This is a genomic window from Streptomyces sp. NPDC050548, from assembly GCF_044457385.1.
Taxonomy (GTDB): domain Bacteria; phylum Actinomycetota; class Actinomycetes; order Streptomycetales; family Streptomycetaceae; genus Streptomyces.
Genome location: NZ_JBITGV010000028.1, coordinates 53,033 through 79,098, shown reverse-complemented (window position 1 = coordinate 79,098; position 26,066 = coordinate 53,033). Strand labels below are relative to the sequence as shown.

At 71.3% G+C, this 26,066-nt stretch carries 22 protein-coding genes; 15 read left to right on the top strand and 7 right to left on the bottom strand.

Annotation, left to right across the window (positions count from 1 at the left end):
• Positions 1–115 precede the first annotated feature (115 nt).
• From ACIBJH_RS45150 to ACIBJH_RS45140, 3 genes are all read right to left on the bottom strand, one after another.
• Positions 116–1,984, bottom strand: coding sequence for a hypothetical protein (locus tag ACIBJH_RS45150; RefSeq protein ID WP_399122814.1), 1,869 nt, complete (start codon positions 1,982–1,984; stop codon positions 116–118).
• A gap of 29 nt (positions 1,985–2,013) precedes the next feature.
• The gene (locus ACIBJH_RS45145; protein ID WP_399122813.1) at positions 2,014–2,214 is read right to left on the bottom strand and encodes a hypothetical protein; all 201 of its coding nucleotides are present in this window, start codon (positions 2,212–2,214) and stop codon (positions 2,014–2,016) included.
• A gap of 149 nt (positions 2,215–2,363) precedes the next feature.
• Positions 2,364–4,112, bottom strand: coding sequence for a LuxR C-terminal-related transcriptional regulator (locus ACIBJH_RS45140; protein WP_399122812.1), 1,749 nt, complete (start codon positions 4,110–4,112; stop codon positions 2,364–2,366).
• A gap of 333 nt (positions 4,113–4,445) precedes the next feature.
• Between ACIBJH_RS45140 and ACIBJH_RS45135 the strand changes: the two genes are divergently transcribed.
• The 6 genes from ACIBJH_RS45135 (at position 4,446) to pflA (ending at position 12,298) form a co-directional block, all read left to right on the top strand.
• A complete protein-coding gene (locus ACIBJH_RS45135) occupies positions 4,446–5,924 on the top strand; it encodes an APC family permease (protein ID WP_399122811.1) in 1,479 nt (492 codons plus the stop codon).
• Positions 5,925–5,976: 52 nt separating this feature from the next.
• The gene (locus ACIBJH_RS45130) at positions 5,977–7,197 is read left to right on the top strand and encodes an arginine deiminase (RefSeq protein WP_399122810.1); all 1,221 of its coding nucleotides are present in this window, start codon (positions 5,977–5,979) and stop codon (positions 7,195–7,197) included.
• A 22-nt stretch (positions 7,198–7,219) separates the two neighbouring features.
• Complete coding sequence (gene argF / locus ACIBJH_RS45125; protein WP_399122809.1) at positions 7,220–8,221, top strand: ornithine carbamoyltransferase; 1,002 nt, start codon at positions 7,220–7,222, stop codon at positions 8,219–8,221.
• 3 nt (positions 8,222–8,224) lie between these two features.
• On the top strand, positions 8,225–9,148 hold the full coding sequence (locus tag ACIBJH_RS45120) for a carbamate kinase (RefSeq protein ID WP_399122808.1): 924 nt from the start codon (positions 8,225–8,227) through the stop codon (positions 9,146–9,148).
• A 148-nt stretch (positions 9,149–9,296) separates the two neighbouring features.
• A complete protein-coding gene (gene pflB / locus ACIBJH_RS45115) occupies positions 9,297–11,555 on the top strand; it encodes a formate C-acetyltransferase (RefSeq protein ID WP_399122807.1) in 2,259 nt (752 codons plus the stop codon).
• Positions 11,552–12,298 carry a pyruvate formate-lyase-activating protein gene (pflA, locus tag ACIBJH_RS45110; protein WP_399122806.1) on the top strand — a complete coding sequence of 249 codons (747 nt, stop codon included), beginning with the start codon at positions 11,552–11,554 and terminating at the stop codon, positions 12,296–12,298. Before pflB ends, pflA begins: the two co-directional genes overlap by 4 nt.
• A 128-nt stretch (positions 12,299–12,426) precedes the next feature.
• Here the strand turns inward: pflA and ACIBJH_RS45105 are convergent, their stop codons facing one another.
• Together ACIBJH_RS45105 and ACIBJH_RS45100 are read right to left on the bottom strand one after the other, a co-directional pair.
• Positions 12,427–13,515 carry a 4-hydroxy-3-methylbut-2-enyl diphosphate reductase gene (locus ACIBJH_RS45105; protein ID WP_399122804.1) on the bottom strand — a complete coding sequence of 363 codons (1,089 nt, stop codon included), beginning with the start codon at positions 13,513–13,515 and terminating at the stop codon, positions 12,427–12,429.
• Between the two features lie 166 nt (positions 13,516–13,681).
• Positions 13,682–15,067, bottom strand: coding sequence for a tol-pal system YbgF family protein (locus tag ACIBJH_RS45100; protein WP_399122803.1), 1,386 nt, complete (start codon positions 15,065–15,067; stop codon positions 13,682–13,684).
• A 328-nt stretch (positions 15,068–15,395) separates the two neighbouring features.
• Between ACIBJH_RS45100 and ACIBJH_RS45095 the strand changes: the two genes are divergently transcribed.
• The 7 genes from ACIBJH_RS45095 to ACIBJH_RS45065 are packed head-to-tail and all read left to right on the top strand — an operon-like array spanning position 15,396 to position 22,713.
• Positions 15,396–16,325, top strand: a complete 930-nt coding sequence (locus ACIBJH_RS45095; protein WP_399122802.1) for an acyltransferase domain-containing protein — start codon at positions 15,396–15,398, stop codon at positions 16,323–16,325.
• Between the two features lie 55 nt (positions 16,326–16,380).
• Positions 16,381–18,207 (top strand): acyl-CoA dehydrogenase, encoded by a 1,827-nt coding sequence (locus ACIBJH_RS45090; RefSeq protein ID WP_399122801.1) that lies wholly within the window; start codon positions 16,381–16,383, stop codon positions 18,205–18,207.
• Positions 18,204–19,274: a 3-oxoacyl-ACP synthase III family protein gene (locus tag ACIBJH_RS45085; RefSeq protein WP_399122800.1), complete on the top strand. Its 1,071-nt coding sequence runs from the start codon at positions 18,204–18,206 to the stop codon at positions 19,272–19,274. Before ACIBJH_RS45090 ends, ACIBJH_RS45085 begins: the two co-directional genes overlap by 4 nt.
• Entirely contained in the window at positions 19,271–20,110 is an 840-nt protein-coding gene (locus ACIBJH_RS45080) for an SDR family NAD(P)-dependent oxidoreductase (RefSeq protein WP_399122798.1), read from the top strand. Before ACIBJH_RS45085 ends, ACIBJH_RS45080 begins: the two co-directional genes overlap by 4 nt.
• Positions 20,111–20,123: 13 nt before the next feature.
• Positions 20,124–21,251, top strand: coding sequence for a beta-ketoacyl-ACP synthase III (locus tag ACIBJH_RS45075; protein ID WP_399122797.1), 1,128 nt, complete (start codon positions 20,124–20,126; stop codon positions 21,249–21,251).
• Complete coding sequence (locus ACIBJH_RS45070; protein WP_399122796.1) at positions 21,212–21,478, top strand: acyl carrier protein; 267 nt, start codon at positions 21,212–21,214, stop codon at positions 21,476–21,478. The genes ACIBJH_RS45075 and ACIBJH_RS45070 overlap by 40 nt, the downstream gene beginning before the upstream one ends.
• Positions 21,478–22,713, top strand: a complete 1,236-nt coding sequence (locus tag ACIBJH_RS45065; RefSeq protein ID WP_399122795.1) for a beta-ketoacyl-[acyl-carrier-protein] synthase family protein — start codon at positions 21,478–21,480, stop codon at positions 22,711–22,713. Before ACIBJH_RS45070 ends, ACIBJH_RS45065 begins: the two co-directional genes overlap by 1 nt.
• Before the next feature lie 317 nt (positions 22,714–23,030).
• Here the strand turns inward: ACIBJH_RS45065 and ACIBJH_RS45060 are convergent, their stop codons facing one another.
• Positions 23,031–23,360, bottom strand: coding sequence for a TfoX/Sxy family protein (locus ACIBJH_RS45060; RefSeq protein WP_399122794.1), 330 nt, complete (start codon positions 23,358–23,360; stop codon positions 23,031–23,033).
• Between ACIBJH_RS45060 and ACIBJH_RS45055 the strand changes: the two genes are divergently transcribed.
• The gene (locus ACIBJH_RS45055; protein WP_399122793.1) at positions 23,354–24,073 is read left to right on the top strand and encodes a DUF2182 domain-containing protein; all 720 of its coding nucleotides are present in this window, start codon (positions 23,354–23,356) and stop codon (positions 24,071–24,073) included. The two genes, ACIBJH_RS45060 and ACIBJH_RS45055, sit on opposite strands and share 7 nt — an antisense overlap.
• A 587-nt stretch (positions 24,074–24,660) precedes the next feature.
• Positions 24,661–24,972, top strand: a complete 312-nt coding sequence (locus ACIBJH_RS45050; RefSeq protein ID WP_399122792.1) for a hypothetical protein — start codon at positions 24,661–24,663, stop codon at positions 24,970–24,972.
• 373 nt (positions 24,973–25,345) lie between these two features.
• Here ACIBJH_RS45050 and ACIBJH_RS45045 read toward each other — a convergent pair whose 3' ends face one another.
• Positions 25,346–26,014, bottom strand: a complete 669-nt coding sequence (locus ACIBJH_RS45045; protein ID WP_399122791.1) for a winged helix-turn-helix transcriptional regulator — start codon at positions 26,012–26,014, stop codon at positions 25,346–25,348.
• Between the last annotated feature and the right edge of the window lie 52 nt (positions 26,015–26,066).

The following is a 26,066-nucleotide window of genomic DNA, read 5'->3' as shown; positions in this document are numbered from 1 at the left end:
GCAACTCGGCATCGGACGACCGGCCCTGTCTCCTGGGGCCGAACGGCACCGGCCGGCCCCGGCACGAATGAGGGGGTGGCGCGTGGCGGAAGCCGCGCACCACCCCGTGGATGGTTCAGCTGCGTGTCAGCGTGTAGTCGCCGTTGCCGCCACCGGCCGCCGTGACCACGAGGCCGTAGCGCCCGGTTCGTGTCGGCGTGAAGGTCACGGTGACCGGCCCACCGGCCGGGGGCGCGGTGGCTGACGCCACGGCGGAGGCGCGGCCTTGGACGAACGTCGACGGCGCGTTCGGATCGTCACCCATGACATACAGGTTGGCCGGCGCACCCGTGCCGGTCAGGGTGACGGTCACCGGTACTCCCGCCGTCAGGTCCGTGTCCTGTACGGCGGCGAACTGCGTGATGCCGAGGTGGAAGGTGTTGGACGAGGCCGGCGGCAGGGTCGCGACACTCTCCACATATTCGAGGGCGTAGGGAACGGGAACGGTGCCTTGGGGCAGGGCCACTTGGGGGTAGTAGTCGCCCAGAGGCCGTAGGTTCGAGTCGATCGCCACGAAGTCGACCGGCTGGTTGGTCGAACTGCTGCTCGCGAGGAGGTTGGGCGATGTCTGCGCCCGGTCGTCGTACATCCTGAGGCTGAAGTCGACTCCCGATCCCGGACCCAGCGCGACCACGGACCACGAGTGGACGACGGTGTTGAAGGCGAAGTTGTGCGGCGTCGGGCCGGGGAGAACCAGGCCTCGTCCGTCGATCAGCGGCTTGCGGTACTGATAGTCGATCGTGCTCTGGTGGAGCGACCCCAGCGCGGAATCGGACACGTCGAATCCATCCGTACTACGGCTGCGCCAGAACGACGCGAACGTGGTGTCGACGTGATGCCACAGCGTGTAGAAGGGAATTCCGAAGCCCTCGGCGTGCTGGTCCCAGATTTCGGCGGTGCCGGAGTTGTCGGTGAGGTCGAACAACGCACCGGCGACCCGGCCCTCCGTCATGTCGCCGTCGGAGAAATTCTGAGTTCCCCAGGTCGGTCCCTCGAAGTCGAACGAGGCTCCACCGGTGAACACATAGATCGGGCTGTGGTACATGGCCAGCGCGAAGAAGTCCGCCCATCCCTCGGTCCACGCGCAGACAGCCGTGGTGGCCACGGAGGGAGAGTGTTGCATGGGGCAGCCCGTGCTCGTCGGAAAGGCGTCGTTGTAGACGTCGTCCATGATCGCGTGCCCGATCTCGTGCACTACGTCCGACCGGGCATCCGGTGCCGCGGTCACCAGATGCACGATGTTGGCTGTGGGATCGTAGTAGGACACTCCGGTGGGCCGGTTGTTCGCCCAGTCGATCTGGATCTGCCGGCACACGGTGTCCTTCGGATCCCAACAAGTGTTCTGGTGCGGTGTCCCCAGCCAGGCGTCGTTGGCCTCGTCGAACGCGTGGGCAGCCCGGTTGTCCGCAGTGGTCCCGGGTTGGAGGAATCCGAAGTTCACCGTGCTGCCCGCCACCGGATTGGCGTGGATCGGGGTACTCCAGTTGTAGACGTCCGTGCCGTTCTGCACTCGCCATGCGCTGACGGCGGCCTTGAACGTGAGGTACAACTGCGTGAACTGCGCGGCGCCGAAGCAGATGTCGTAGTGGCCCACGGAGTCCGTCAGCCCGACGATCAGCGCGCCGGTCAGGTGGTCCCGCACCTGGACCTGCATGTTCATCTGGCTGCGCCACACGCCGGCCTGGTCGGTGTGTCCCCATGTGCCGACCGCGTGCGTGTCACAGGCCAACAGGGCCGGAGAGGCCGCGGAGTTCTGCTTCTCCGCCGGAATCCCCGGTCTCGGCACACCGCTCGTCACCTGCCAGGCCGGACGCTTCGCCACGGTGAGCGATGACTGGGCGACCGACCGCGTCGTGCCGCCCGTCGAGGTTCCGGCAGACGGTGCGTCACCCGGGTGCGCCCGTCCGACACCGGGGCTCACCAACGCGCACAGCACTGTCACCACGACGACGAATATGGCTCTTCGCGCCGCCCTCATCGGCCGAACTGCCCATACTGGTTCACCACGGTGTTGTTGTCCTGGCTCTGCTGCCGAACGGCCGCGCACTTACCGCTGTTGGGGTTGAGGAGGAGGTGGTAGCCGCCGTCGGTGCTGGATTCCGGCACGTCCAGGCACTTGGCGCTGTTGTAGTCGGTCAGCTTGTAGTAGGTCACCGCCTGTGGCTGCGCAGCCACGACACGACAGGGTGACTTCACTCGCGTGTTGGTCTTGCTCAATCCCATGTGGTCATCCCCCGATGACGAGAACTGGGCGTTCGGCGACAACGGTGCCGCCATGGGACAGCGTGCCCGTGCCGCTGCGGCAGGGGATGAGTAATCGGTACTCATGGGCCCGGGCGGCGGTCGGCGGGCTGCGAGTCAGGGCGTGATCGAGCCGGGCGCCGGCCGGATGGCGATGCCCCGACGGCCTGCACGAGTTCGTGCCGGGTGGTGACACCGAGTTTGGCGTAGGCGTGCTGGAGGTGGTTCTCGACGGTTCGCACCGACAGGGCCAGGGTGTCGGCGATGTCCTTGCTGGAGTTGCCGGCAGCGGCGAGCAGAGCGATCTCGCGCTCGCGGACGGTCAACGAGGCGGTGGCCTGGGCGGCGGTCGACAACGGTGTGCGGGCGCCTTCGCAGCGGGCCAGGGCCGAGGCCGCACGCCGGGCGGCTCCGGTGGCGCGGCGGGGTTGGTCCGCCTTGCGCCAGGCCGCCGAGGCCGCGGTGGCCGCCTCGGAGGCGAGCAGGTCGGCGCCGACCGACTGGCACGCGTCGGCGGCCTGGAGGAGCTGGTCGGGATCGTCGGCGGCCAGGGCCGCCGCCAGCCGGTCCCGCTCGCCGACGGCAAGGGCGTCGGCCCGAGCAAGGACCGCCTCGGCCTGATCCCACCGGCCCAGCTGGAAATAGGCGTCGCCGAGCCGCAACCCGGTGGAGGTGGTGCGGTGCTTCTCGGGCAGGGCCCGAAGGAGGGCGATGGTCTGGGGGTAGTCGTGAGCGTGCCGGGCAAGTACGGCGGCCTGGGCGAGGAGGACGGGGTCGGCGGTGCCGGTGGCGGCCAGCCGCCACGAGGCGATGTGCAGCAGGTCGCCGCGGCGACGGGCGCCGTGGGCCGCCACGCGCGCGGCCTGGTCCAGCAAGAGGGTCCGGCGGCGCAGTACCGGCAGACCGGCCCGCAACACCTCGCCGTACAACGGGTGGGCAAGCGACACGGTGGTACGGCGTCGGTCCTGAGCGACACGGATCAGCCCCGCCTGTTCCAGGGCCGTCAGCACCTGTGAGGAAGCGAGCGCTTCGGTATCGGTCAGGGGCAGCGGTTCGCACAACGCCAGCAGTTCCAGGACGGGTTGCCCGGCGGAGCCGGCGGTGGCCAGTCGCGATGCGATCAGTTCCGTGAGCCGCGCCGTGCCCGGCAGACGGCCCGCGCGCAGGTGCCAGATCTCGCCGTCCCCGGCCAACTCCCCGGTGGCCAGGGCGCCGAGGACCAGCTCGCGCAGGTAGAGCACGTTGCCGCCACTGGCGACCGACAGCTCGTGCAGGGCACGCCGGTCGATCGGCCCCCCGAGAGCCACCTGGAGCAGTTCCTCGATCTGCCGGGAGTTCAGTACGGTCAGGTCGACCTCGTACACCGCGTCCCCGCGCCGCAGTGAGGTGACGGCCTCCCCGCACGGCTGACCGGTGCTGACGGTGCCGATCAGCAGCAGAACGCCGGTGTCCATCAACTGCCGCAGCAGTACTGTCGAGGCCGCGTCCAGCAGATGCATGTCGTCGACGAACAGCACCCACTGCCGCCCTGTCCCGACGGCCAACTCCCTTGCCACCACGGCGAATCCGGCGACCGGCTCCGACAGGTCCACCCCCGTCGGCAAGAGATGCGCGATCGCCCCCAACGGCACCGCGCCCGCAGCGACACTCGCCGTGGCCCGCCCCACCCGGAAGCCTGCCGCCGCGGCCCGGTCCAGGCACTCTTCCGCCAGCCGGGACTTTCCGACCCCCGCAGCCCCGCGCACCACGAACCCGCGGCAGTCCGGGTCCGCCAAGGCCGCCGCCCAGCGCTCCAACTCCGGCCCGCGCCCCACCAAGGGCCAACGCCCCACCCACTCCCGCACCTTGGCACCCCCCCCGGCTGGGCGAGACACGCGGGCCCACCCGACCAGTGCACCTGGGGCAGTACTCCATGCACCTGTCATATGCCGCTCAGCACCATCACATCAGCTCACGGCACCTCCATCGGCTGGACTTCAAGCCAATGTCGAGAGCGGCAAGGACCGAACCGTCCTGCTCGACCGATCACTGGGCCGATCGGTCCGTGCCGGTCGGGACCAATGGTCCCGGGTGGGGATATTCGGCCACTGATCACGGGCGCCGGGTCCGAGAAGGATCGTGCGTGGATCGACCGGTCCGCCCCGACCCGCACAGGGAGCACAACCATGCCCAGGACCAGACGAAGTGACGGCTCGTCACCTCCTGTAGCCGCCCTCGGCCTCTCCGGCGCGACCGCGCTCGTGGTCGGCACCATCATCGGAACCGGAGTGTTCGCACTCCCCTCGGCCCTCGCACCGTACGGGCCGATCTCGCTCGTGGCCTTCGGGATCGTCACCCTCGGCGCACTCGCCCTGGCGGTGACCTTCGGGGCACTGTCGAAGCGCGTCCCGGGGAGCGGCGGACCCTACGTCTACGCCCGCGAGGCCTTCGGTGAGTTCGCCGGATTCCTCAACGCCTGGTCGTACTGGATCACCGCCTGGGCGGGCAACGCCGCGATCGTGGTGGCCTGGGTCGGCTATGTCGAGGTGTTCGTCAACACCGGCCACAAGACGGCGATTTCGATACTCATCGCGCTGATCGGGCTCTGGATACCCGCCGCGATCAACCTCACCGGCGTACGGAACATGGGCGCCTTCCAGGTGTTCACCACCGTGCTGAAGTTCGTCCCGCTGCTCTTCATGGCCACCATCGGACTGCTGTTCGTCGACCCGCACAACTTCGGTTCGTTCAACGCCAGCGGTCAGTCGGCCATGGGCGCCATCTCGGCCGCCGCACCCATCGCGCTGTTCAGCTACATCGGCCTGGAGGCCGCCTCGGTGGTCGCCGGACGGGTCCGCGAGCCGGGCCGCAACGTGCCGCGCGCCACGATCTACGGCACCCTCGCCTGCGCCGTCATCTACATCCTCGGCACCCTCGCCGTCTTCGGCACCGTCTCGCACGGCCAACTCGGCGCCTCCACCGCCCCGTTCACCGACGCCGCCAACAACATCCTCGGCGGTACCTGGGGCGGCGACACGGTCGCCGTGGCCGCCATCGTCTCCGGCATCGGCGCCCTCAACGGCTGGACCATGCTGTGCGCCGAGATGCCGTACGCCGCCGCCCGCGACGGACTCTTCCCCGGCGCCTTCGCCAAGCTGCGCGGCGAGAGCGGCGTCCCGGTCTTCGGCATCATCGCCTCGACCGTGCTGGCCTCGCTGATCACCGTGTTCAGCTACACGCGTTTCGACGACGTGTTCACCAAGATCGTGCTGCTGAGCGTGCTCACGGCGGTGATCCCGTACCTGTTCTCCGCCGCCGCCCAGCTGTACTGGCTGGTCGTGCGCGGACGCGAGAGCATCGCCGGCCGACGGCTGGCCCGCGACGTCACCGTCTCGGTCCTGGCGATGGCCTTCTCGTACTGGGCGATCCAGGGAAGCGGCTACCAGACCGTCTACTACGGCCTGTTCGTCCTGCTGCTCGGCCTGCCGGTGTACATCTGGCTGAAGCGCGGCCAAGGGGTCTACGGCGAGGAGCCGACTCGGAAGCCGGTCTCCGAGGGCCGGGCCCCCGAGACCGTCACACCGCCCGCCAAGCGGATCTCCCGCGGACTGCCCACCACCCGCACCGGCGGCCTCCGGAGGAATCCGCTCCGGCACGGCGACTGACCGCGCCGCCCCGCATCAACCGCACGTGTACGACCACAGGAGCAGCCCCGCCATGAACACCACCAGATTCCACGTCGACTCCGAGGTCGGCCGCCTCCGCCAGGTGATCCTGCACCGCCCCGGCCTGGAACTCTCCCGGCTGACCCCGCGCAACGTCGACGCCCTGCTCTTCGACGACATCCTGTGGGCCAAGCGCGCCCGCGAGGAGCACGACGCCTTCGCCCAGGTCCTGCGCGACCACGGGGCCCGTGTGCACTACTTCGCCGACCTGCTGGCCCAGACCCTCGACGCTCCCGAAGCCCGGGACTGGCTGCTGGAGCGGGTCTTCACCCCGGCCACCGTCGGGCCCGCACTGATCGACCCGCTGCGGGAGTTGTGCGTCGACCTCGACGGGGAGACGCTCGCCGCCCGCCTCATCGGCGGGATCCTCAAGAGCGACCTTCCGCTCGCCACCCCGCACAGCCTGGTCTGGAACGCGCTCGACGCCGAGGACTTCGCGCTGACCCCGCTGCCCAACCACCTCTTCCCGCGCGACAACTCCTGCTGGATGTACGACCGTCTGTCGGTCAACCCGATGGCCAGGACCGCCCGGCGCCGCGAAAGCCTGCACGCCGAGGCGATCTACCGCTTCCACCCGATGTTCGCCGGCACCGTCACCACGCCACTCCTGGACGGCGCCGTCGGCACCCTGGAGGGCGGCGACGTCCACGTCCTGGGCAACGGCGCCGTCATGGTCGGCATGGGGGAGCGCACCACCGCCCAGGCCGTGGAGAACCTGGCCGCCCGGCTCTTCGCCACCGGCACGGCGAACCGTCTGATCGCCGTCCAACTCCCCGCCGCCCGCGCCTACATGCACCTCGACACCGTGCTCACCATGGTCGACCGCGACGCCTTCACCGTCTATCCGGGCCTCGCGGACTCCCTGCGCTCGTGGACGCTGCGGCCGAGCGACACCCGCGGGACAGGCTTCGACGTCACCCCGAACTCCGACCTGGCCGGAGCCCTGGCCGAGGCCCTGGACCTGGACAAGGTCAGGATGCTGTCCGCGCCGCAGGACATCCGTAGCGCCGAGCGCGAGCAGTGGGACGACGGCAGCAACTTCCTCGCCCTCGCCCCCGGCGTGGTCGTCGGCTACGAGCGCAACGTCACCACCAACACCTACCTCCGCAAGCAGGGCATCGAGATCGTCACCATCGCCGGTGCCGAACTCGGCCGCGGCCGGGGCGGACCGCGCTGCATGAGCTGCCCCATCGAACGCGACCCGGCCACCTGACCCGAGAACGAGGGACTTCACCATGACCGTCGACCTGCGAGGCCGCTCCTGTCTGGGCGAACTCGACTTCACCGCCCCCGAGATCCACCACCTCCTCGACCTCGCCGCCGACCTCAAGACGGCCAAGCGCGACGGCACCGAGCGACCCCGGCTGACCGGCCGCAACCTCGCGCTGATCTTCGAGAAGACCTCCACCCGCACCCGCTGCGCCTTCGAGGTCGCCGCCGCCGACCAGGGCGCCCGTACCACCTACCTCGGCCCCGGCGACACCCACATCGGCACCAAGGAGTCCATCGCCGACACCGCCCGCGTGCTGGGCCGCATGTTCGACGCCATCGAGTACCGCGGCTCCGACCAGGCTCTCGTCACCGACCTCGCCACGTACTCCGGCGTCCCCGTCTACAACGGCCTGACCGACACCGCGCACCCCACCCAGAGCCTGTGCGACGTCCTGACCATGCACGAGCACAGCCCCAAACCGCTGCCCGACATCGCCTACTGCTACCTCGGCGACGCCCGCAACAACATGGGCAACTCGCTGCTGTCCATGGGCGCCCTGCTCGGCATGGACGTACGCATCGCCGCCCCGAAGGAGCTGTGGCCCGCGGCCGAACTGGTCACCGCCTGCCGGGAGTTGGGCCAGAACAGCGGAGCCCGGATCACTCTCACCGAGGACGTCGACACTGCCGTACAGGGGGCCGACTTCCTCCACACCGACGTGTGGGTCTCCATGGGCGAGCCCGCCGACTCCTGGCGGAAGCGGATCGAGCTGCTCCTCCCGTACCAGGTGAACGACAAGACGCTGGCCGCCACCGGCAACCCGGACGTCAAGTTCATGCACTGCCTGCCGGCCCTGCACGACCACCGCACCCACCTCGGCCAGGACCTCTTCGACACCTACGGCCTCGACGGCCTGGAGGTCACCGACGACGTGTTCTCGTCCCCCGCGTCGATCGTCTTCGACCAGGCGGAGAACCGCCTGCACACCATCAAGGCCGTACTCGTCGCCACCCTGGAGGACTGAACCATGCGCATCGTCATCGCCCTCGGCGGCAACGCCCTGCTGCACCGCGGCGAACGCCCCGACGCGGCCGTCCAGGAGGCCAACATCGACCGCGTGACCAACGCGATCGCCGCCCTCGCCCACGACCACGAGATCGTCATCACCCACGGCAACGGCCCCCAGATCGGCCTGCTCGCCGTGGAGAGCGCCGCCGACCCCACCCTCAGCGCCCCCTACCCGCTCGATCTGCTCGGCGCCCAGACCCAGGGCATGATCGGCTCCCTGCTCGTGCGCACCCTGCACGACGCCCTGCCCGGACAGCGGATCGCCGCGCTGGTCACCCACACCCTGGTCAGGGCCGACGACCCGGCCTTCGAGCACCCCACGAAGTTCGTCGGCCAGGTGTACCCCCACGACGTCGCGTCCGCGCTCGCCCGCAAACGCGGCTGGCACATCGGCGCCGAGTCCACCGGCTGGCGCCGTGTGGTCCCCTCCCCGGTGCCCGAGCGAATCCTGGAGACCGAGACGATCCACGACCTGCTGAGCGGCGGCACGCTCGTCATCTGCGCGGGCGGCGGAGGCGTCCCCGTCACCGCGGACAACGACACCGGCGCGCTCACCGGGGTGGAGGCCGTCGTCGACAAGGACCTCACGGCAGCCCTGCTCGCCGAGCATCTGAAGGCCGACTTCCTGCTCATCCTCACCGACGTGCCCTGCGTCTACTCCGGCTACGGCACCCCCGACCAGCGGCCCGTCCTCGGCGCCACCCCCGAGCAACTGCGCGACGGCGACTTCCCGGACGGCTCCATGGGACCGAAGACCGAGGCCGCCGCCCGGTTCGTCGAACGCACCGGGGGACTGGCCGCGATAGGAGCCCTGGACGCGGCGTACGAGATCGTCCACGGCAGGTCGGGCACCCTCGTACGCCCCGACCTGCCCGTCGGGTGAGCGCGTCCCGACGGGTGAGGGCCGTTCGGCCCCACCAAGGGGTCGAACGGCCAAGGTCAGGCCCCTGACCGGCCCTCTCGTCGGCGGAGGAGCCGCACGAGTATCGGTAGTGAGGCATTCCAGTGCGAAGCAAGGGAGAGAACCGGCGATGACAACGACAGCGGAAGCCGGAGCACGCGCAGCCGAGGCATGGCGTGGCTTCGCCGGCACCTCCTGGCGCGAGCGCGTCGACGTCCGCGACTTCATCCAGGCCAACTACACGCCGTACGAAGGCGGCGCCGGCTTCCTGACCGGCCCCACCGACCGCACGCGCGCCGTCTGGGAGAAGGTCAGCGCCCTGTTCCCGGAGGAACGCAGCCGGGGCATCCTCGACGTCGACACGAAGACCCCCTCCACGATCACCTCGCACGCCCCCGGATACATCGACCGCGAACGGGAGTTGATCGTCGGCCTCCAGACCGACGCCCCCCTGAAGCGCGCGATCATGCCCAACGGCGGCCTGCGCATGGTCGAGAACGGCCTCAGGGCGTACGGCTACGAGGCCGACCCCTTCGTCACGAGCGTCTTCGGCACCTACCGCAAGACCCACAACGACGGTGTCTTCGACGCCTACACCCCCGAAATGCGCGCCGCCCGCAAGGCCGGCATCATCACCGGGCTTCCCGACGCCTACGGCCGCGGCCGGATCATCGGCGACTACCGGCGCGTCGCGCTCTACGGCACGGACCGGCTGATCGAGGCCAAGCGCGTCGAGCGGGCCAAGCTCGACGCCTGCGCGTCCGTCGCCGACATCATCCGGGACCGGGAGGAACTCGCCGAGCAGACAAGGGCGTTGGGTGAACTGACGCGGATGGCGGCCACATACGGCTGCGACGTCTCCCGCCCCGCCGCCACCGCCCACGAGGCCGTCCAGTGGCTCTACCTCGGCTACCTGGCCGCAGCGAAGGAGCAGAACGGCGCCGCGATGTCGCTCGGCCGCACCTCCACCTTCCTCGACGTCTACCTCCAACGCGACCTGGACGAAGGCGTGTTGGACGAGTCCCGGGCCCAGGAACTCATCGACGACTTCGTCATCAAGCTGCGGATCGTACGGTTCCTGCGCACCCCCGAGTACGACGCCCTCTTCTCCGGCGACCCGACCTGGGTGACGGAGTCCATCGGCGGCATCGGCACCGACGGCCGCCCCCTGGTCACCCGCACCTCCTTCCGCTTCCTCCAGACCCTCTACAACCTCGGCCCCGCACCCGAACCCAACCTGACCGTCCTGTGGTCCCCCCAACTCCCCTTCGCCTTCAAGGAGTTCTGCGCCCAGGTCTCCATCGACACCAGTGCCGTCCAGTACGAGTCCGACGACCTGATGCGCCCACGCACCGGAGACGACACCGCGATCGCCTGCTGCGTCTCCGCGATGGAGGTCGGCAAGCAGATGCAGTTCTTCGGCGCCCGGGTCAACCTCGCCAAGGCGCTGCTCTACGCCGTCAACGGCGGCCGGGACGAGATGACCGGCGACCAGGTCGCGACCCCGACGCCCCCGCTGACCGGGGAGTACCTGGACTACGACGAGCTGTCGGCGGCGTACGACCACGTCCTGGACTGGCTGGCCCGGACCTACGTCAACGCGCTCAACGTCATCCACTACATGCACGACAAGTACGCCTACGAGCGCATCGAGATGGCTCTGCACGACTACTCCGTGCACCGCTTCATGGCCTGTGGCATCGCCGGCCTGTCCGTCGCCGCCGACAGCCTCTCCGCCGTCAAGTACGCCCGGGTGAAGGTGTTCCGGGACGCCACCGGCCTCGCCGTCGACTTCCGCACCGAGGGCGACTTCCCGGCCTACGGCAACAACGACGACCGCGCCGACAGCATCGCCGTAGGCCTGGTGGAGTCCTTCATGGCGAAGGTCCGCCAGTACCCCACTTACCGGGACGCCGAACACACCCAGTCGGTGCTGACGATCACCTCGAACGTGGTCTACGGCAAGCACACCGGCAACACCCCCGACGGCCGCCGTACCGGACAGCCCTTCGCCCCCGGCGCCAACCCGATGAACGGCCGCGACCGGCACGGAGTCGCCGCCTCCGCCCTCTCGGTGGCCAAGCTGCCCTACGAACAGGCCCGTGACGGCATCTCGTTGACGACGACGATCACACCCGAGGGACTGGGCCACGCGCCCGACGAGCGCGCCGGCCACCTGGTGGGCATCCTCGACGCCTACATGTCGGCGGGCGGCTTCCACATGAACGTCAACGTCCTCGACCGCGCGACGCTGGAAGACGCGATGGAACACCCGGAGAACTACCCGGACTTGACGATCCGGGTGTCCGGCTACGCCGTCAACTTCGTCCGCCTGACCCGCGAGCAGCAGCTCGACGTGATCAGCCGTACCTTCCACGGATCGCTGTGAGCACCGTGCGCACCGCGACGACCGGCCGGATCCACTCCTGGGACCTGTCCACCGGCGTGGACGGTCCCGGGACCCGGTTCGTCCTCTTCGTCTCCGGCTGCCCGCTGCGCTGCCTGTACTGCGCCAACCCCGACACCTGGCACATGCGCGACGGACGGGAGGCGACGGTCGACGAGGTGATGCGGGAGATCGAGAAATACCGCGCCTTCATCACCACGGCCGGCGGCGGAGTGACGGTCACGGGCGGTGAGCCGCTGCTCCAGTCGGCCTTCACCGGCGAAATCCTGCGCCGCTGCAAGGAAGCGGGCCTGCACACCGCCCTCGACACCTCCGGCTTCCTCGGCGCCCGCGCCACCGACGAACTCCTCGCCGACACCGACCTGGTGCTCCTCGACATCAAGTCCTTCGACGTCAACACCTACCGGAAGCTGACCGGCGGCGAGCTCGCCCCCACCCTCAACTTCGCCACCCGCCTCGACCGGCTCGGCGTCCCGATGTGGATCAGGTACGTCCTGGTCCCCGGCTGGACCGACGACCTGGCGTCCGTGGACGCCCTGGCCCGCTTTGTGTCGGGTCTCGGCGCGGTCGAGCGGGTCGATGTCCTGCCGTTCCACAAGCTGGGCGCCTCGAAGTACGAAGCGCTCGATGTTCCCTTCCCGCTGCAGGACACCCCGGGGCCTGCCCCCGCTCTGATCGAGAGCGTCCGCGCATGCTTCAAGGAGCATGGAGTCCCGGCTTTTTGATCATCTCGGGCCGGTGGCAACGGGCGAGGCGCCATCGACGCTGTGCTCGGCCAGCCGGGGGTTCCGGCGCTGGACGCCCGGGCGGTCAGCTGTCCCGGCAGAGACCTGTTTCAGGCCTCCTGGGCGGGTCAGTCGTGGCCTTCCGTCAAGGTGGGTTTCGTCGGTCCGGCACATAACGTGAAGGACCCCGGCGTGGTGGTGCGCACCTGTCGGCAGGCGTGGCTTGCCGGTCCGAGGCCGTCGAGAGCCTGTGTCACCTGTCGGCGGACCCGTCCGTCGGGGGAGGCGTCCAGGACGGCGATCGTGGCGGCGTCGGTGTCCTGGGGGCGCAGGTGGTCGAGGGCCGGAACGTGGCGGACACGTACTTCCATGCGGGCCGCCTGGGGCAGTGCGGTCCTGACGACGGGGCTGTCTCCGCGGCCGGTCACGAGAAGGACGTCGGACTGGGCCAGCACCGAGCCGACGGCGGTGTTCAGGTCGTCCATCGTGTAGCACCACTCGCGCGGGTGCTGGCCCTTCAGGCGGGGGAATCGTCGGCGCAGCACGTTGAGCACGCGTGTCGCCTCGGTGATGACGGTGCCCGGGGCGACGACGTAGGCCAGGCGGTCCGGGTCCGGGACCGTCAGGGATTCGGCCTGGTCGAGCGTCGCGACGGGGCGTCCCTGCGCATGGAGGATTCCGTCCCGCCATGTTCGGGAGCCGGGGGTGTTCGGTACGCCGACGATGAGCACGTCGTCACCTCGGTCCAGGAAGCGGTGCAACGAGCGGGTGGCGTACTCCGCAGCCGCGCACGCGGTCGTGCCGGGGCATCCGCAGGCCCGCCATGAGGTGGGGGAGTGGCCGGGCTGTTGTCTTGGCAGCGACGTGTCGGTTCGACCCGCGGTGTCCAAGTGCTCCTGCGGTGCGTCGAGGCGTACGTACAGCATCCGGCGGGTGCGGAGTGCGGTGGACCAGGATGAGATCTGTTCGCGGGCGAAGGCGGCCGTGGCGGTGTCCGACCCGTGGACGGCGATGGCCAGTCCGCTGTGGCCGCAGTCCGGATTCTCGTAGGAGACGGCGAAGACGGTCGTCTGCGTCGGGCCGTCGGCGTGGGTGACGGGTTGGCGCAGGACCTGGGAGTGGGCTTCGTATCCGGCTCGTCGTGCGTGTGCCGTCAGAAGGTGGTGGGCGGGGCAGTCGATCGGGCCGCGCACCGGGTGCGTCCACGATGTGGCCACCTCCAGTGTTCCCGGTGCGAGGAGTGGTGCGGTTGCGCGGAACACTTCGGAGAGCACGCTTCGGTTCATCGTTCCTGAAGGGGAGGTTGAGGACACGCGACAGCGTCATCCAAGACGGCCGGTCGGCCCCGGTGGCGCTCTTGCCGGTGAGCGCCACCCCAATGGATCAGTGATCGCCACGGGAGGCCCCGGCTGCCCTCTGCTTCCTCCGCGTCTCGCGCGCCCGGGCGATCAGGAGCGCGGCGGACTGGTTGACGGTGTGCGGGCGCAGCCGCGCGGTCAGGGCCCGGAGCCGGTCGTCGGCGCGGGCGCTGGAGATGTGGGGATAGAGGTCCAGGAAGGTGTGCCAGGTGTGGCACGCCTGGTCGAGGTGGCCGATCGTCAGCTGGGTCTCCGCCAGTTCGGCGAGGCAGATGGCGTGGGAGCGTCGTTCGTCGGCGGGGCGGTGGCGCAGGGCGCGGCCGAGTGCCTCCACGGCGGCCTGGTGGCGGCCCTGGCTGCGGGCCGCTGCCGCGTGCTGGAGTGCGAGCGAGCCCGGATGGAAGGAGCCGACCGGTGAGTTGGTACCGCCCGACGCGCTGTCCAGACACTTCTCGGCCCGCACGAGATGGCGGACATGGCCGCGGTCGCCCAGGGCCGCCCCGGTGACCGCCAACTGGCCCAGAAGGAAAGCCTGTTGGTGCTGGGGAGTGTGCCGGATGCCGACCCGTACGGCCTGTTCGGCGAGGCGGTGGGCGGCGGCGTGGTGTTCGAGCGCGTGGGCCTGGACGCTCAGGCCGCGCAGGGCCAGGGCGTAGCCGACGCGGTCCCCTGCCTCGCGGGCGAGTTCGGCGCTCGTGAGGTAGAAGTGCTGGGCCGCGGCCTGATGGTTGGTGTCGAAGTGGGCGAACGCGCACAGGTAGGTGAGCCGGGCGGCCACGCTGAACAGCTCCCTGCGGACGGCGGGTTTGAGGTCCGCCTTCAGCCAGGGCAGCACCGCTGTGGCCAGGTACCGGCGCAGCGGCTGCCGTATCCGGCCGGCTCCGAAGACGGCGTCGCCGCGGGCGAGAACATCGAGCAGTTCGCGCGCCGACTCGACGTGCGCCATGCGGATGGCCGACCTTGTTCCGCTGCGAGGGGCGACAGGTCCCCGGACCGGGGAGGAGGGCCAGCGGGGCGCTGCCAGCGCCCCGAGTGAGTAGGCGCCCAGCAGGGCGGCGGTCCGTCGGTCGGTGAGGCGCAGCAGGTGATCGAGGCGGTCCACTCCGCTCCCTTCGCCGGGCGGGGCGCCGGGCAGGTCACCCGGGTCCTGTCCGCGTGCGGTCAGCCCAGTGTCCTGCGGGCGGACGGGCCTGCCCAGATGGCGTGAGAGGGCCTCGGCGACGAGAGAGGGGACGGGCGGCCGGGGCCGGCTGCCCGCCAGCCAGTGGGCCACCGATGTGCGGTCGTAGTGCAGCGCCGTTCCCTGCTCGGTGCCGAGCGCGTTCACCTCCCGGGCCAGCCGGGCGCCGCTCCATCCCGCCTGGCCCAGGAGGCTTCGTAAGTCCTGGTTCGGTGTGCTGGCAGATCGCACGGCCCTTCCCTCGCTTTCGTGACAGCCGGTGGATGCGGAACAACCGGTTGATGCGATGAGGACGTTCAACGTCCGCTCAGGTTCAACGTCCTGGTCGCCCGCACCTGCGATGGAAGCGCTTTCGTGCGAGCAGGCTCAGTGTGGAGCGCGCTCGCGGCGGTGTGCAGTGCGCAAGATCGGCGCATCCACCGCAGTCGTGCGCCCCTCATGCCGTGACTCATAACTGGAGCGAAGGATGGAAATGGAAAGGATGGAGACGGACGCGAGCGCATCGCGGATCCCCGGTCGCTCGCGGATCCCCGATCATGCGTCCGGCCGGTGGAGAACAGTGCATCTCTTTCCCGGGCAGGGTGACTTCTCCGTCGGCACCCTGGTGCGCGCCGTACGGGCCGACGCGTCGATGCGCACGGCCGCCGAGCAGGTCTTCGGGGCGATCGACGGCGTCGCGGGGGAGCGTGGCCTGCGGCCGCTGGGGCCCTGGTTGCTGGGCCCGACACCGCCGACCGCTCGCGAGCTGGCCGACGAGGCCGTGGGAGTCGCCCAACTCGCCCTGTTCGGAGCCTCCATGACGGTGCATCAGGCACTGTGCCGTGCCCACGGGGCGCCGTTGGCCGTCGTCGGGGTGAGCTTCGGAGAGATCGCGGCGCTCACCGCCGCCGGTGTTCTCACCCCGGGCGACGGTGCCCGGGCCGCGCACGACCTCGCTCGCGTCCTCTCCTCCTGTCCCGGGGGCCTGACCCTCCTGTCCTGTCCGGAACGGACCGCACGGGACCTGATCGACCGTGCGGGCACCCGGGACGTGGTGGTGGCCGTGGTCAACGACGACCGGTCCGTGGTGGTCGCCGGGCCCGTCGCCGAACTCACCCGGGTCGAGGAGAGGGCAGCCCGGACCGAGGTGACCGCCCACCGTCTCCGCCTGCCGTTCACCTCCCACCACCCCGCGCTCCAGGCCCAGTCGGAGGCGTTCGCCGAGGCCGTGCGCGCCTACCCCCGCGCCGAGGCACACTTTCCCGTCCACTCGGCCGTGGCCGGCCGTGCCTACACCGCCGCCGACGACCTCCCCCGACGGCTGGCCGACTGCCTGGTCCGGCCCGCAAGGGTGCCCGACGTGCTGCGCCAGGTGGCGCTGTGCGAACCGGACGTCGTCTTCGAGGCCGGCACCGGCAGCGCCCTGGCGTCCAGCGCCCGCGCGGTCCTGTCCGGGCACCCCACACTCGTACGCGCTCCGCTCGCCGAACTCGGCCCTCTCTCCCGATGACCTTCCCCGCCGATCGCCCTGGAGTCTTCCGATGCCCTCCGCACCTCCTCCTCCCGTGGCCGCCCGTGAAGCGTTACGGCAGTTCGTCGACGGCCCCTGCGACCCTTCCTTCCTCTCCGCCCTCCACAAGGCGCTGGCCGGCGATCAGGGGACGGACGGTGTCCGCGGCGAGCGCCTACTGCGTCGGCTGCGGGCGCTGGGCGAGGAACTGCCGCCCGCCCGCCGCCTCTTCGAGCACCCGGCCCAGCTGGCCGCTTTGCACGCCTGGACGGCCGTGGCGGATCCCGCCCTGTGCCTGACGGCGCTGGTCCACTACCTGCTCTGCCTCGGATCCATGGCCCAACTCTCCGGCGAACCGGCCGCCTTGGAAGCCCGCATGGCGGCACTGGAGTCCGGACGCGCCAAGGGCGTCTACCTGATCACCGAGGTGGGCCAGGCGAACAGCCACCTCGCCACGGCCACCCGCGCCGCATTCGACCCGGCGAGCGGCGAGTTCGTCCTGCACACCCCAGACCCGGGCGCCGCCAAATTCTGCAGCGCCGGATCACGCACCGTCCCGCAGACCGGCGTGGTCCTCGCGCGGCTGTACGCCTGGGGCGTCGACCGGGGCGTCTTCGCGTTCGTGGCCGACATCACCGACGAGCACGGGCCCCTGCCCGGCGTCGAGATGTCCTCGGGCCTCGAACTGGGCGCCCTGCCGCTGGACTACGTCCACATCCGCTTCCACCACGTCCGCCTGCCCTTCGCCCACTGGCTCTCCGACGGCGCCCGCATCGGCGGTGACGGCACCTTCCACGATCCGGCCGGCTCCGCCGATCTGCGGCTTCAGCGCACCCTGCGGGTGGGCCAGGGGCTGTGGGCGACGATGCCCGCGGTGGCCGCCGCGACCTGCCGCCAGTCCGCCGTGCAGGCCGTCAACTACGCACGGCAGCGCCGTACTCAGGGACGGCTCGCCCCCGGCGCACCGCTGCTCGGCTACCGCAGCCAGCAGCGCGCGGTGCTGGGCGCCCTCGCCGACGCGTTCGCCCTGACCTGCGCCGCGCACCGGGCGAGCGCCCTGTGGGCCGACTCCCTCACGGCCGGCGACACCCAACAGGCGGACACCGCCCTGGGGTTCACGCCCTGGGCCGCCGTCAGCGCCCCCCTGGCCGCCTACAAGGCCCTCGCCGTGCGTACGGCGGCCCGTGTCGCCGCCGACTGCCAGCGCCGCTGCGGCTTCTCCGGCCATCTGGACGCCAACGGCCTGGCCGGCTACCACGGCTTCCACCACGCCTTCGACACCGCGGGCGGAGACAGCCAGCTCATCCTGTACGACATCGGTCGCACGCTGGTCGGACAGTACGTCCCGGTCCCGGCACCTCCAGCTCCCGACGACCCGTCCCCCGACTCGCCGTTGTGGTGGCCGACGCTCGCCCGACGCCACGAGCACCTGCTGACCGAGCACCTACGAGAGCGGCACGACCTCCGTGCCCGGGAGACGGCCGACCCCTTCGACCTCTGGAACCCCCTCCTGGAGGACGCCGGCCTGCTCGGCGAGTTGCACGCGACCCGGCTCATGGCCGACGACGTGGCGCACACCCTCGCGCGGACGACGGACCCCGAACTCACCCGGGCCCTCGCGCCCCTGGCCGCACTGCACGGCGTCACCACGGCCCGCCGCTGGGCGGGAGCACTGCTCGCCCGCGGCACGCTGCGGCCCACGGACGTCGATGCCCTCACCGCTGCCGCCGACCGGCTGTGCGACGCGCTCCTGCCCCGACTCCCGCTGCTGACCGAGGCGTTCGCCTTCCCCGACGACATCGCCGCCGCCCCGCTCGCCGCACCGGACGTCAACGCGGCGACGGACGCCAGGCTGACGTGGACACTCGGAGGCGCGGCATGACGGACGCCGCCGGCCGCCGTATCGGTGTCCTCGGCATGGGCACATACCTGCCGGCCCAGGTGCGTTCCAACGCCGATGTGGCCCGCGACGCCGGGGTGACCGCCGAATGGATCAGTGAGCGCACCGGCGTACGGGAACGCCATGTCGCCGCCGACGACGAGGCCGCCTCCGACCTGGCCGCCCGTGCGGTGCGCGCCGCGGCCGACACCGCCGGGATCCACGTGTCCGACATCGGGCTGCTGGTCTGCGCGACCTCCACACCCGACGAACTGGGCCCGTCGACCGCCTGCCGGATCCAGGCCGCGCTGGGCGCCTCCCGGGCCGTTGCCCTTGATGTCGGCGCGGCCTGTTCCGGATGGCTCTTCGCGGCGAAAGTGGCGCACGACTGGCTGCTCGCCACCCCGGAGATCCGGTACGCGGCGGTCGTGGGCGTCGAGGCGTACTCGAAGTTCCTCGACCCCGCCGACCGGGGCACCGCGGTGCTGTTCGCCGACGGAGCCGCCGCCTCGATCCTCGCCCCGGTAGCCGCCCCGCAGGGCTTCGCCCACTTCTCCTTCGGCTCCGACGGCACCCTCGCCGACCGGGTGCTCATCCCGGCCGGCGGCAGCCGTCTGCCCGCCGACGCGGCCACGGTCGCGCGGGGCGACCACCGCATCCGCATGGACGGCCGGACCATCAGCCGCTTCATCACCGAGGTCTTCCCGGGCCTGATCACGGACACCCTCGACCGCGCCGGCCTCACGCTCCAGGACATCGACCGAGTCGTCGCCCACCAGCCCAACCCCGTGCTGCTCCGCCGTATCGGAGCCGAACTGGGCATCCCCGACGGCCGGTTGGTCGTCGTCGGGGACGAGGTGGGCAACATCGGCGCCGCCAGCACGCCGTACGCCCTCGCCGCCGCCGCGCGGAACGGACTGCGGGCCGGCGACCGGGTCCTGCTCGCCGTGTTCGGTGCCGGCATGACCTGGGGGAGCGGACTGCTCACCTGGACCGGCGCACCGGCCCCCACCGCGCCCACCCGGACCGCTCCACCCGCACGTCACGAGACAGAAGGATCCGCCCGATGAACGCTGTTGACCTCTTCCGCCTGGACGGCGCCCGCGCCCTGGTGACCGGTGCCTCGCGGGGCATCGGCAAAGCCGTCGCCCTGGGGCTGGCCGACGCCGGCTGCGACCTGGCGCTGTCGGCCCGTACCCCGGCCGCCCTCGACGACACCGTGCGGTCGGTCCAGGACCGCGGCCGCAAGGCCGTCGCCCTCGACGCGGACCTCGCGGAACCCGGTGCCGCCGCAGACCTCGTCGACCGGGCCGCCGCCGCGCTGGGCGGCCTCGACGTGGTCGTCCACAACGCCGGCACGCTCCCCACCACCGGCGACGGGGCACCGCTCCTGGTGCCCCTGCAACACGCCCGGCAGGAGGACTGGGACACCGTCGTCACCGTCAACCTCAACGCCACGGCGGCCCTGTGCCGCGCCGCCCACCCGCACCTGGCCGACTCAGGGCGGGCCAGTCTCATCCTGATGTCGTCCGTCGCCGGACTGGTCGGCACCCCCATGATGGAGGCCTACGCCGCCACCAAGGCCGCCCAGCTGTCCCTGACCCGCTCGCTCGCCGTCGGCTGGGCACGCCAGGGCATCCGGGTCAACGCCCTGTGCCCCGGCTGGACCCGCACCGACATGACCGCCTTCGCCGCCGACACCGAGCCCCTGTCCGACTGGCTCACCAGCCATGTCCCGCTCGGCCGCTGGGCCACCGCCGACGAGGTGGTGGGCGCCACGCTCTTCCTCGCCGCACCCGCCTCGTCGTTCGTGACCGGGCACGCCCTGGTCGTCGACGGCGGACTGGCGGTGCCCGACGGGGGCCTGGCCGGCCATCCCAAGCCGCCCTCGCCGTTCGCCGCGTGAGGGGCCGTGCGTGATGTCCGCCGCCGAGCGCAACGCCACCGCCGTCATCACGGGAATCGGCGCCTGTCTTCCGGAACACGTCGTCGACAACGCCATGGTCATCGCGCGCGGCGCGCTGCACACCGACGACACCTGGATCCGTACCAGGACCGGCATCGCCCGCCGCCGCCACGCCGAGCAGGGCACGAGCACCGGCGACCTCGCCGTCGGCGCCGGTCGCGCGGCCCTCGACTCCGCCGGGGACCACCGGCCCGACCTGCTCCTCCTGGCCACGAGCACCCCCGACCACCCCTGCCCCGCGACCGCCCCCGCCGTCGCCCACCGGCTGGGCCTCGGCACGATCCCCGCGTTCGACCTCGCCGCGGTCTGCTCGGGATTCCTGTACGCACTCGTCACCGCGACCGCCCTGGTCCGCGCCGGAACCTGCTCGACCCCGCTGGTGATCGGCGCCGACACCTACACGACGATCGTCGATCCGCGGGACCGGGCGACAGCGCCGATCTTCGGCGACGGCGCCGCCGCGGTCCTGCTCCGACCAGGTGGCCGCGACGCCCCCGGCGCGGTCCTCGCCACCGACCTGGGGGCCGACGGCAGCGGCAGCGATCTCATCACCGTGCCCGGCGGCGGCTCCCGCCACCCCCGCGGACTGCCTCCGCCCGGACCCGACGCGCACTACTTCCACATGCAGGGACGCACGGTGTACGCCCATGCCGTGCGCCGTATGACCGAGTCCTCCAGGACCGTCCTGGGGCGGACCGGATGGCCGCCCGACACCCTCGGGGCGTTCATCGGCCACCAGGCCAACCAGCGCATCCTCGACGCCGTCGCCGAACGCCTGGGCATCGCCGCGGACCGCCGGTTCGGCACCATCCACCACACCGGCAACACCGCGGCCGCGTCCATCCCCCTCGTCATGGCCGACAGCACCGTGCACGCGGCCGTCCGGCCCGGCGCGCGGGCCCTGCTCACGGCCTTCGGCGGGGGCCTCACCTGGGCCTCCGTCGCCCTCAACTGGCCGGACGCCGTGCCTTGTTCGCAGGCGCCGCCCGCCGGCCCGGACACCGCGCCACTGTGCACCGCCGACCTCTCAAGGAGTCACTCATGGACCTCGACCACGCCGACATCCACGCCCGCCTCGTGACCATTCTCGGCGACAAGTTCGAAGTCCCCGCCGACCGGATCAGCGAAGCCGCCACCCTCGACGACCTGGAGCTGGACTCACTGGCCGTGGTGGAGCTGTACGTCACCCTCCAGGAGGAGTGGCAGGTGCCCCTCGACGACTCCACGGTCTCCGGCGATCTCACCGTCGCCGACGTGACCCGCGCGGTGGCCGAGCTCCTCGGGGATCCCCACCGCGGAGCGGCGTGATGCGCGGGAGCGGCGGGACGCGCCCGGAGGAGATCGCCGTCACCGGCATCGGTCTGGTCACGCCGGGCGGGGTCGGTACCGAGGCGACCTGGGAAGCGGTGTGCGCCGGACGTTCCGCGGCGCGCACCGACCCCGACCTGCACAGCCTGCCCGTGACCCTCTCCTGTCGCGTACCAGCGCACGAGCAACTCCCGGGCAGACTCTGGCGCTACGACCGGAGCACCCGCTTCCTCCTGCTCGCGGCCGAGGAAGCCCTCGCCTCGGCGGGCCTTGCCGGGAGGGAGTGGGACCCCGCCCGGGTCGCCGTGGTCGTCGGCACCGCGGCGGGCGGCATCGACACCCTGGAGACCCAGCACCGCAAGCTGCTCACCACCGGGCACGCCACCGTGTCCCCCATGACCCTGCCCGCCTTCCTCCCGAACATGGCCGCGGGCCACCTCGCCCTCCAACTCGGTGTCCGGGGCCCCTCCTTGCAGACCTCGACGGCCTGCGCCTCCGGGGCCACGGCCCTCATCACCGCCCTGTTGCTCCTCCGGGCCGGGGCCTGCGACATCGCCGTCGCGGGCGGGACCGACGCGATGGCCACGCCGCTGTGCGCCGCCGCCTTCGCCAAGATGGGGGCGCTCTCCCGGCGCGAGCACGAACCCGGCCGGGCCTCACGGCCGTTCGACAAGGAGCGCGACGGGTTCGTCCTCGGCGAGGGAAGCGCCCTCCTCGTCCTCGAACGCCGACGGCACGCTCAGGCGCGGGGCGCCGGGGTCCTGGCTCTCCTGGCCGGTCACGGCAGCACCAGCGACGCCCACCACCCCACCGCACCGCACCCCGAGGGGGTCGGCTTGCGCGCGGCCATCGAGGGCGCTCTCGCCGATGCCGGGGCGCACGCCGACGACGTCGACCACATCAACGCCCACGGCACGAGCACCCCGCTCAACGACAGGGCCGAAGCCGCGGTCATCCGCGACCTGTTCGCCGCCCGGCACCCGCCGGTCACCTCGGCCAAGGGAGCCCTCGGGCACACCATGGGTGCCGCGGGCGCCGTCGAAGCGGCGCTCACCGTGCTGACCATCGCCCGCGGCACCATCCCGCCCACCGCCAACTTCGAAGCCCCCGACGACACCACCGCCGGCATCGACGTCGTCGCGGGGGCCCTCCGCCACCAACGCCTCGGACTCGCCCTCAGCCACTCCCTCGGTTTCGGGGGCCACAACACGGTGCTCGCTCTGACACCCGCATGAACCGGAAGGACCCCCGGGCACGGGGTCCAGGCTCGCTGGGACCTTGCGGATCAGTCCGTCGCGAGCACTTGTGACGCTCGTTCTGATGGGGCGTCAGGCGCGTTGGGATGCTGGTCAGGGCGCCTGTGGCGGCGTGGGAACGGGTGGCTCTTCAGCGAAAAGGGCCCTCGGTGTTGGCCGGTGTACGGCGCGTGCTGGAGCACGGGTCGGCCCAGATCGGCGCGGCTGCAGCACGCTGGTGCGGGCGAGCGTCGCCACGTTGGAGACCCCTCGGGCTGCGGCTCCGGTTCGTCCAGCCGGGCGCGGTCCGGTTCCGCTCAGTTGGGTGGCAGGGTCGCGGCGAAGGCGTGCCCCTCGTCGACCCAACGGCCGAGCGTGTCGTCCTCGGTCAGTACGGAGGAGTCGACCAGGATCCAGCCGCGCATCGGGCGGCCGGTCATGTCGAAGACGCGGGTGCCGGGCTGGGCCAGGGCCGCGTCGGTGCGCTCGGGCCCGACGCGCACCATGAGGTCGCTGCCGCTGATGCCCACGGCCATGTTCCCTCGGTACAGGAAGGCGATCCCGCCGAACATCCGCTTCTCGGTGACGCCCGGATGCACGCCGAGCCGTTCGCGCACGCGCTCGGCCAGCCCTTCGTCGTATGCCATGGGAATCCCTCATTCAGGCCCGTGACATGGGGGTCGAGCCGGGAACCATGGGTATGGGCGTCCCGCTGTTCCTGCTGCTGTGGCTGGTCATGATGATCGCCATGATGTTCCCGTCGGTGGCCCCGGTGGCCCTCACCTGGGCGCGGGCCATCGGGCGCCAGTCGTCCACGGGGGTCGTGCGGGTGGCTCGTACCGCCCAGTTCGTCGGCGGGTACCTGCTGGCCTGGACGGCCTTCGGACTGATCGCCTACGGGCTCCTCGCCGGGACCGGGCTCCTGGTGGACGAGCACCCGGGCGCCGGGCGCTGGATCGGCGCGGGGGCCTTCCTGGTCGCCGGGCTGTACCAGTTCGGCCCGTGGAAGGACCTCTGCCTGCGGCACTGCCGGAGCCCGATGGGCCAGCTCGTGCGCTACGCGGGCTTCCGGCCCCGGGCCCGCGATCTGAGGGTCGGAGCGCACCACGGGGCGTACTGCGTGGGCTGCTGCTGGGGTCTGATGGTCGTGCTCGTCCCGCTCGGCGTCATGAACGTCCTGGCGATGGCCGCGGTGGCCGTGGTGATCTTCGTGGAGAAGCTCTGGCGGCTGGGCCCCGTCTTCGCGCAGGTCGTGGGGGCCGCCTTCCTCGTACTCGCGGTACTGAGCCTCTTCCAGCCCTGGCTGCTGCCGGGCCTGATCCCGTCGCAGTCGCCCATGCCGGAGATGCTCCGCCCCTAGACCGTCCCTTCGGATCGTCGGTCGATGCGTGTCGTTGGCTGACGCCCGGCACGCCGCCGGGGCCCCGTCAGACAGGGCCCCGGCCGACCGAGCCCCCCGGCCACGCCCTCGGACGCTCCCACGGTGGACGGACAACCGAGAACCACTCCGTCTTCGTGCAGGTCATGGCTCGCTTACGGGTGCCCTGGCGGACAAGGTCTACTCGTCCCGGGCGATCCACCGCCGGGGCACGGTGAGCCTGCACCGCGTGGTTTGACGGGGTTGTAGATGATCGCGACCGGGATCACCAGCCTGGGCTCCGGCTCCACGGCGTCGACTTGTTCGACCACCGGCGGGTGGTGGGCGAAGTGGGAGCCCAGGCCCGCTCCGATCTCGATCCCCCCGACACTCTTGTTCCGGGCGGGACCAGTCCTGCACGGTCAGACGCGGCATGTGCCGCCGGGGGACGGCAAGGCCAGTGTCGTCTGTTCGGGGGCTGCAGTCGGGGCCCGATGCTCCAGCTGCAGAGCCCGATTCTGTCGGTCGGAAGTGGTGCGCAGGCAGTCCGTGGGCCTGACGCGTAGCGTGGAAGGGGAGGAGATGAGGTCATGACCGGACAGGTGTTGAGCGAGGTGAGTGCCGTCGTCGCCCCCGAGCGTGAAGCCGACCTCGTCGCGGCCTACGGCGCGCTTGTGACCCGCCCACTGCCCGATGGGCTGGTGCGAACGGAACTGCTGAGCGGACGGGACGGATGCTGGCGTATTCAGTCGCTGTGGCGGGACCGCGCCGCCCTCGATGTTGTGCGCGCCGCCCCGGGCGGCCCGCCGGCGCCTCGGCTCTTCCGTGAAGTTGGCGCCGAGCCCGTACTGGCAGTGTTCGAAGTCAAGGTCCACCGCGTCGCGCTGGTCTCGCCGGGCTGACACTCCTGAAGGACGCTGGATGATCGCCGGGGACGCCGAGGAACTCCCGACGCGGCGCACACCTGCAAAGGGCTGATCACGCCAGGGCGCTCAGGCAGCCGACAGGACACGCCGGGCGCGGTGAAGACCTCCGACGTGTCCGCAGAGTTCCTCCCCCAGAGGGGGTGCCCCCAGCCCCGCGACGCCCGGCACGCTCCCCAACTGCCTTAAGGGCGTGGGAGGTGCCCCCACTCGCCGCACCCAGATCGCACACCGGACGCCGCGGGGCCCGCCCTCCTGGCGGACGACGGGACTTTGCGGACACGACCCAGGACGTGGCGTCGGATCCGGGCATCTTCGCGCGCGATCATGGCCGTCCGGTCGGTGTCGCGGTTCATTGGCGGGCCTGGTCCTGAGTGCCTGTCGGGTCCTGCGTGACGGGGCGGAGACGGCTGAGCAGGTCGCGTCGGCCACGGGCGGACAGGCCGAGTTGGGCGGCCCGTTCGAGATCGAGCATGCCGCTGAGCAGTCCGAGGACGGCACGGGGTGGGCCGTCCAGGACGAGGTCCGGGTCGGTGGCGCGGCCGAGCCGGGTGTGGACCTGGCCGTCTCGCAGCTCGATGACGGCCGACTCGTCGGATGCGACCAGCTGAATGACGGCTGGCGGGGCGTCGGGATCGGCGTCGGTGGTGAACCATGCGGGACCGTAGGCGAGCCACTGCGCGCGGAACGCGTCGTCCGGCCGTTCGACGCTCATGAACCGCAGACCCCACAGCCCGAGCGCCTTCAGCACCGGCTCCAGCGCCAGGCCCGTCTCGCTCAGGGTGTAGAGGGCGGTGGCGACCGGTGGCGGCGCGTCCTCGCGAGTGATCAGTCCGGCGGCCTCAAGTTCCTTGAGGCGGGCCGACAGCAGGTTCGCCGCGACGCCCGGCAGCCCGTTCTTCAGGTCCGTGAACCGGCACGGGCCCTGCAGCAGCAACTCCCGGACGATCAGCAGCGTCCAGCGGTCTCCCACGACGTCGAGGGCCCGGGCGATCGAACAGTACTGACCGTAACTCCGCATACGCCAAGCCTAGCCCCGGGTGGTTTATTTTCAAAATTGAGTGATAGAAAAA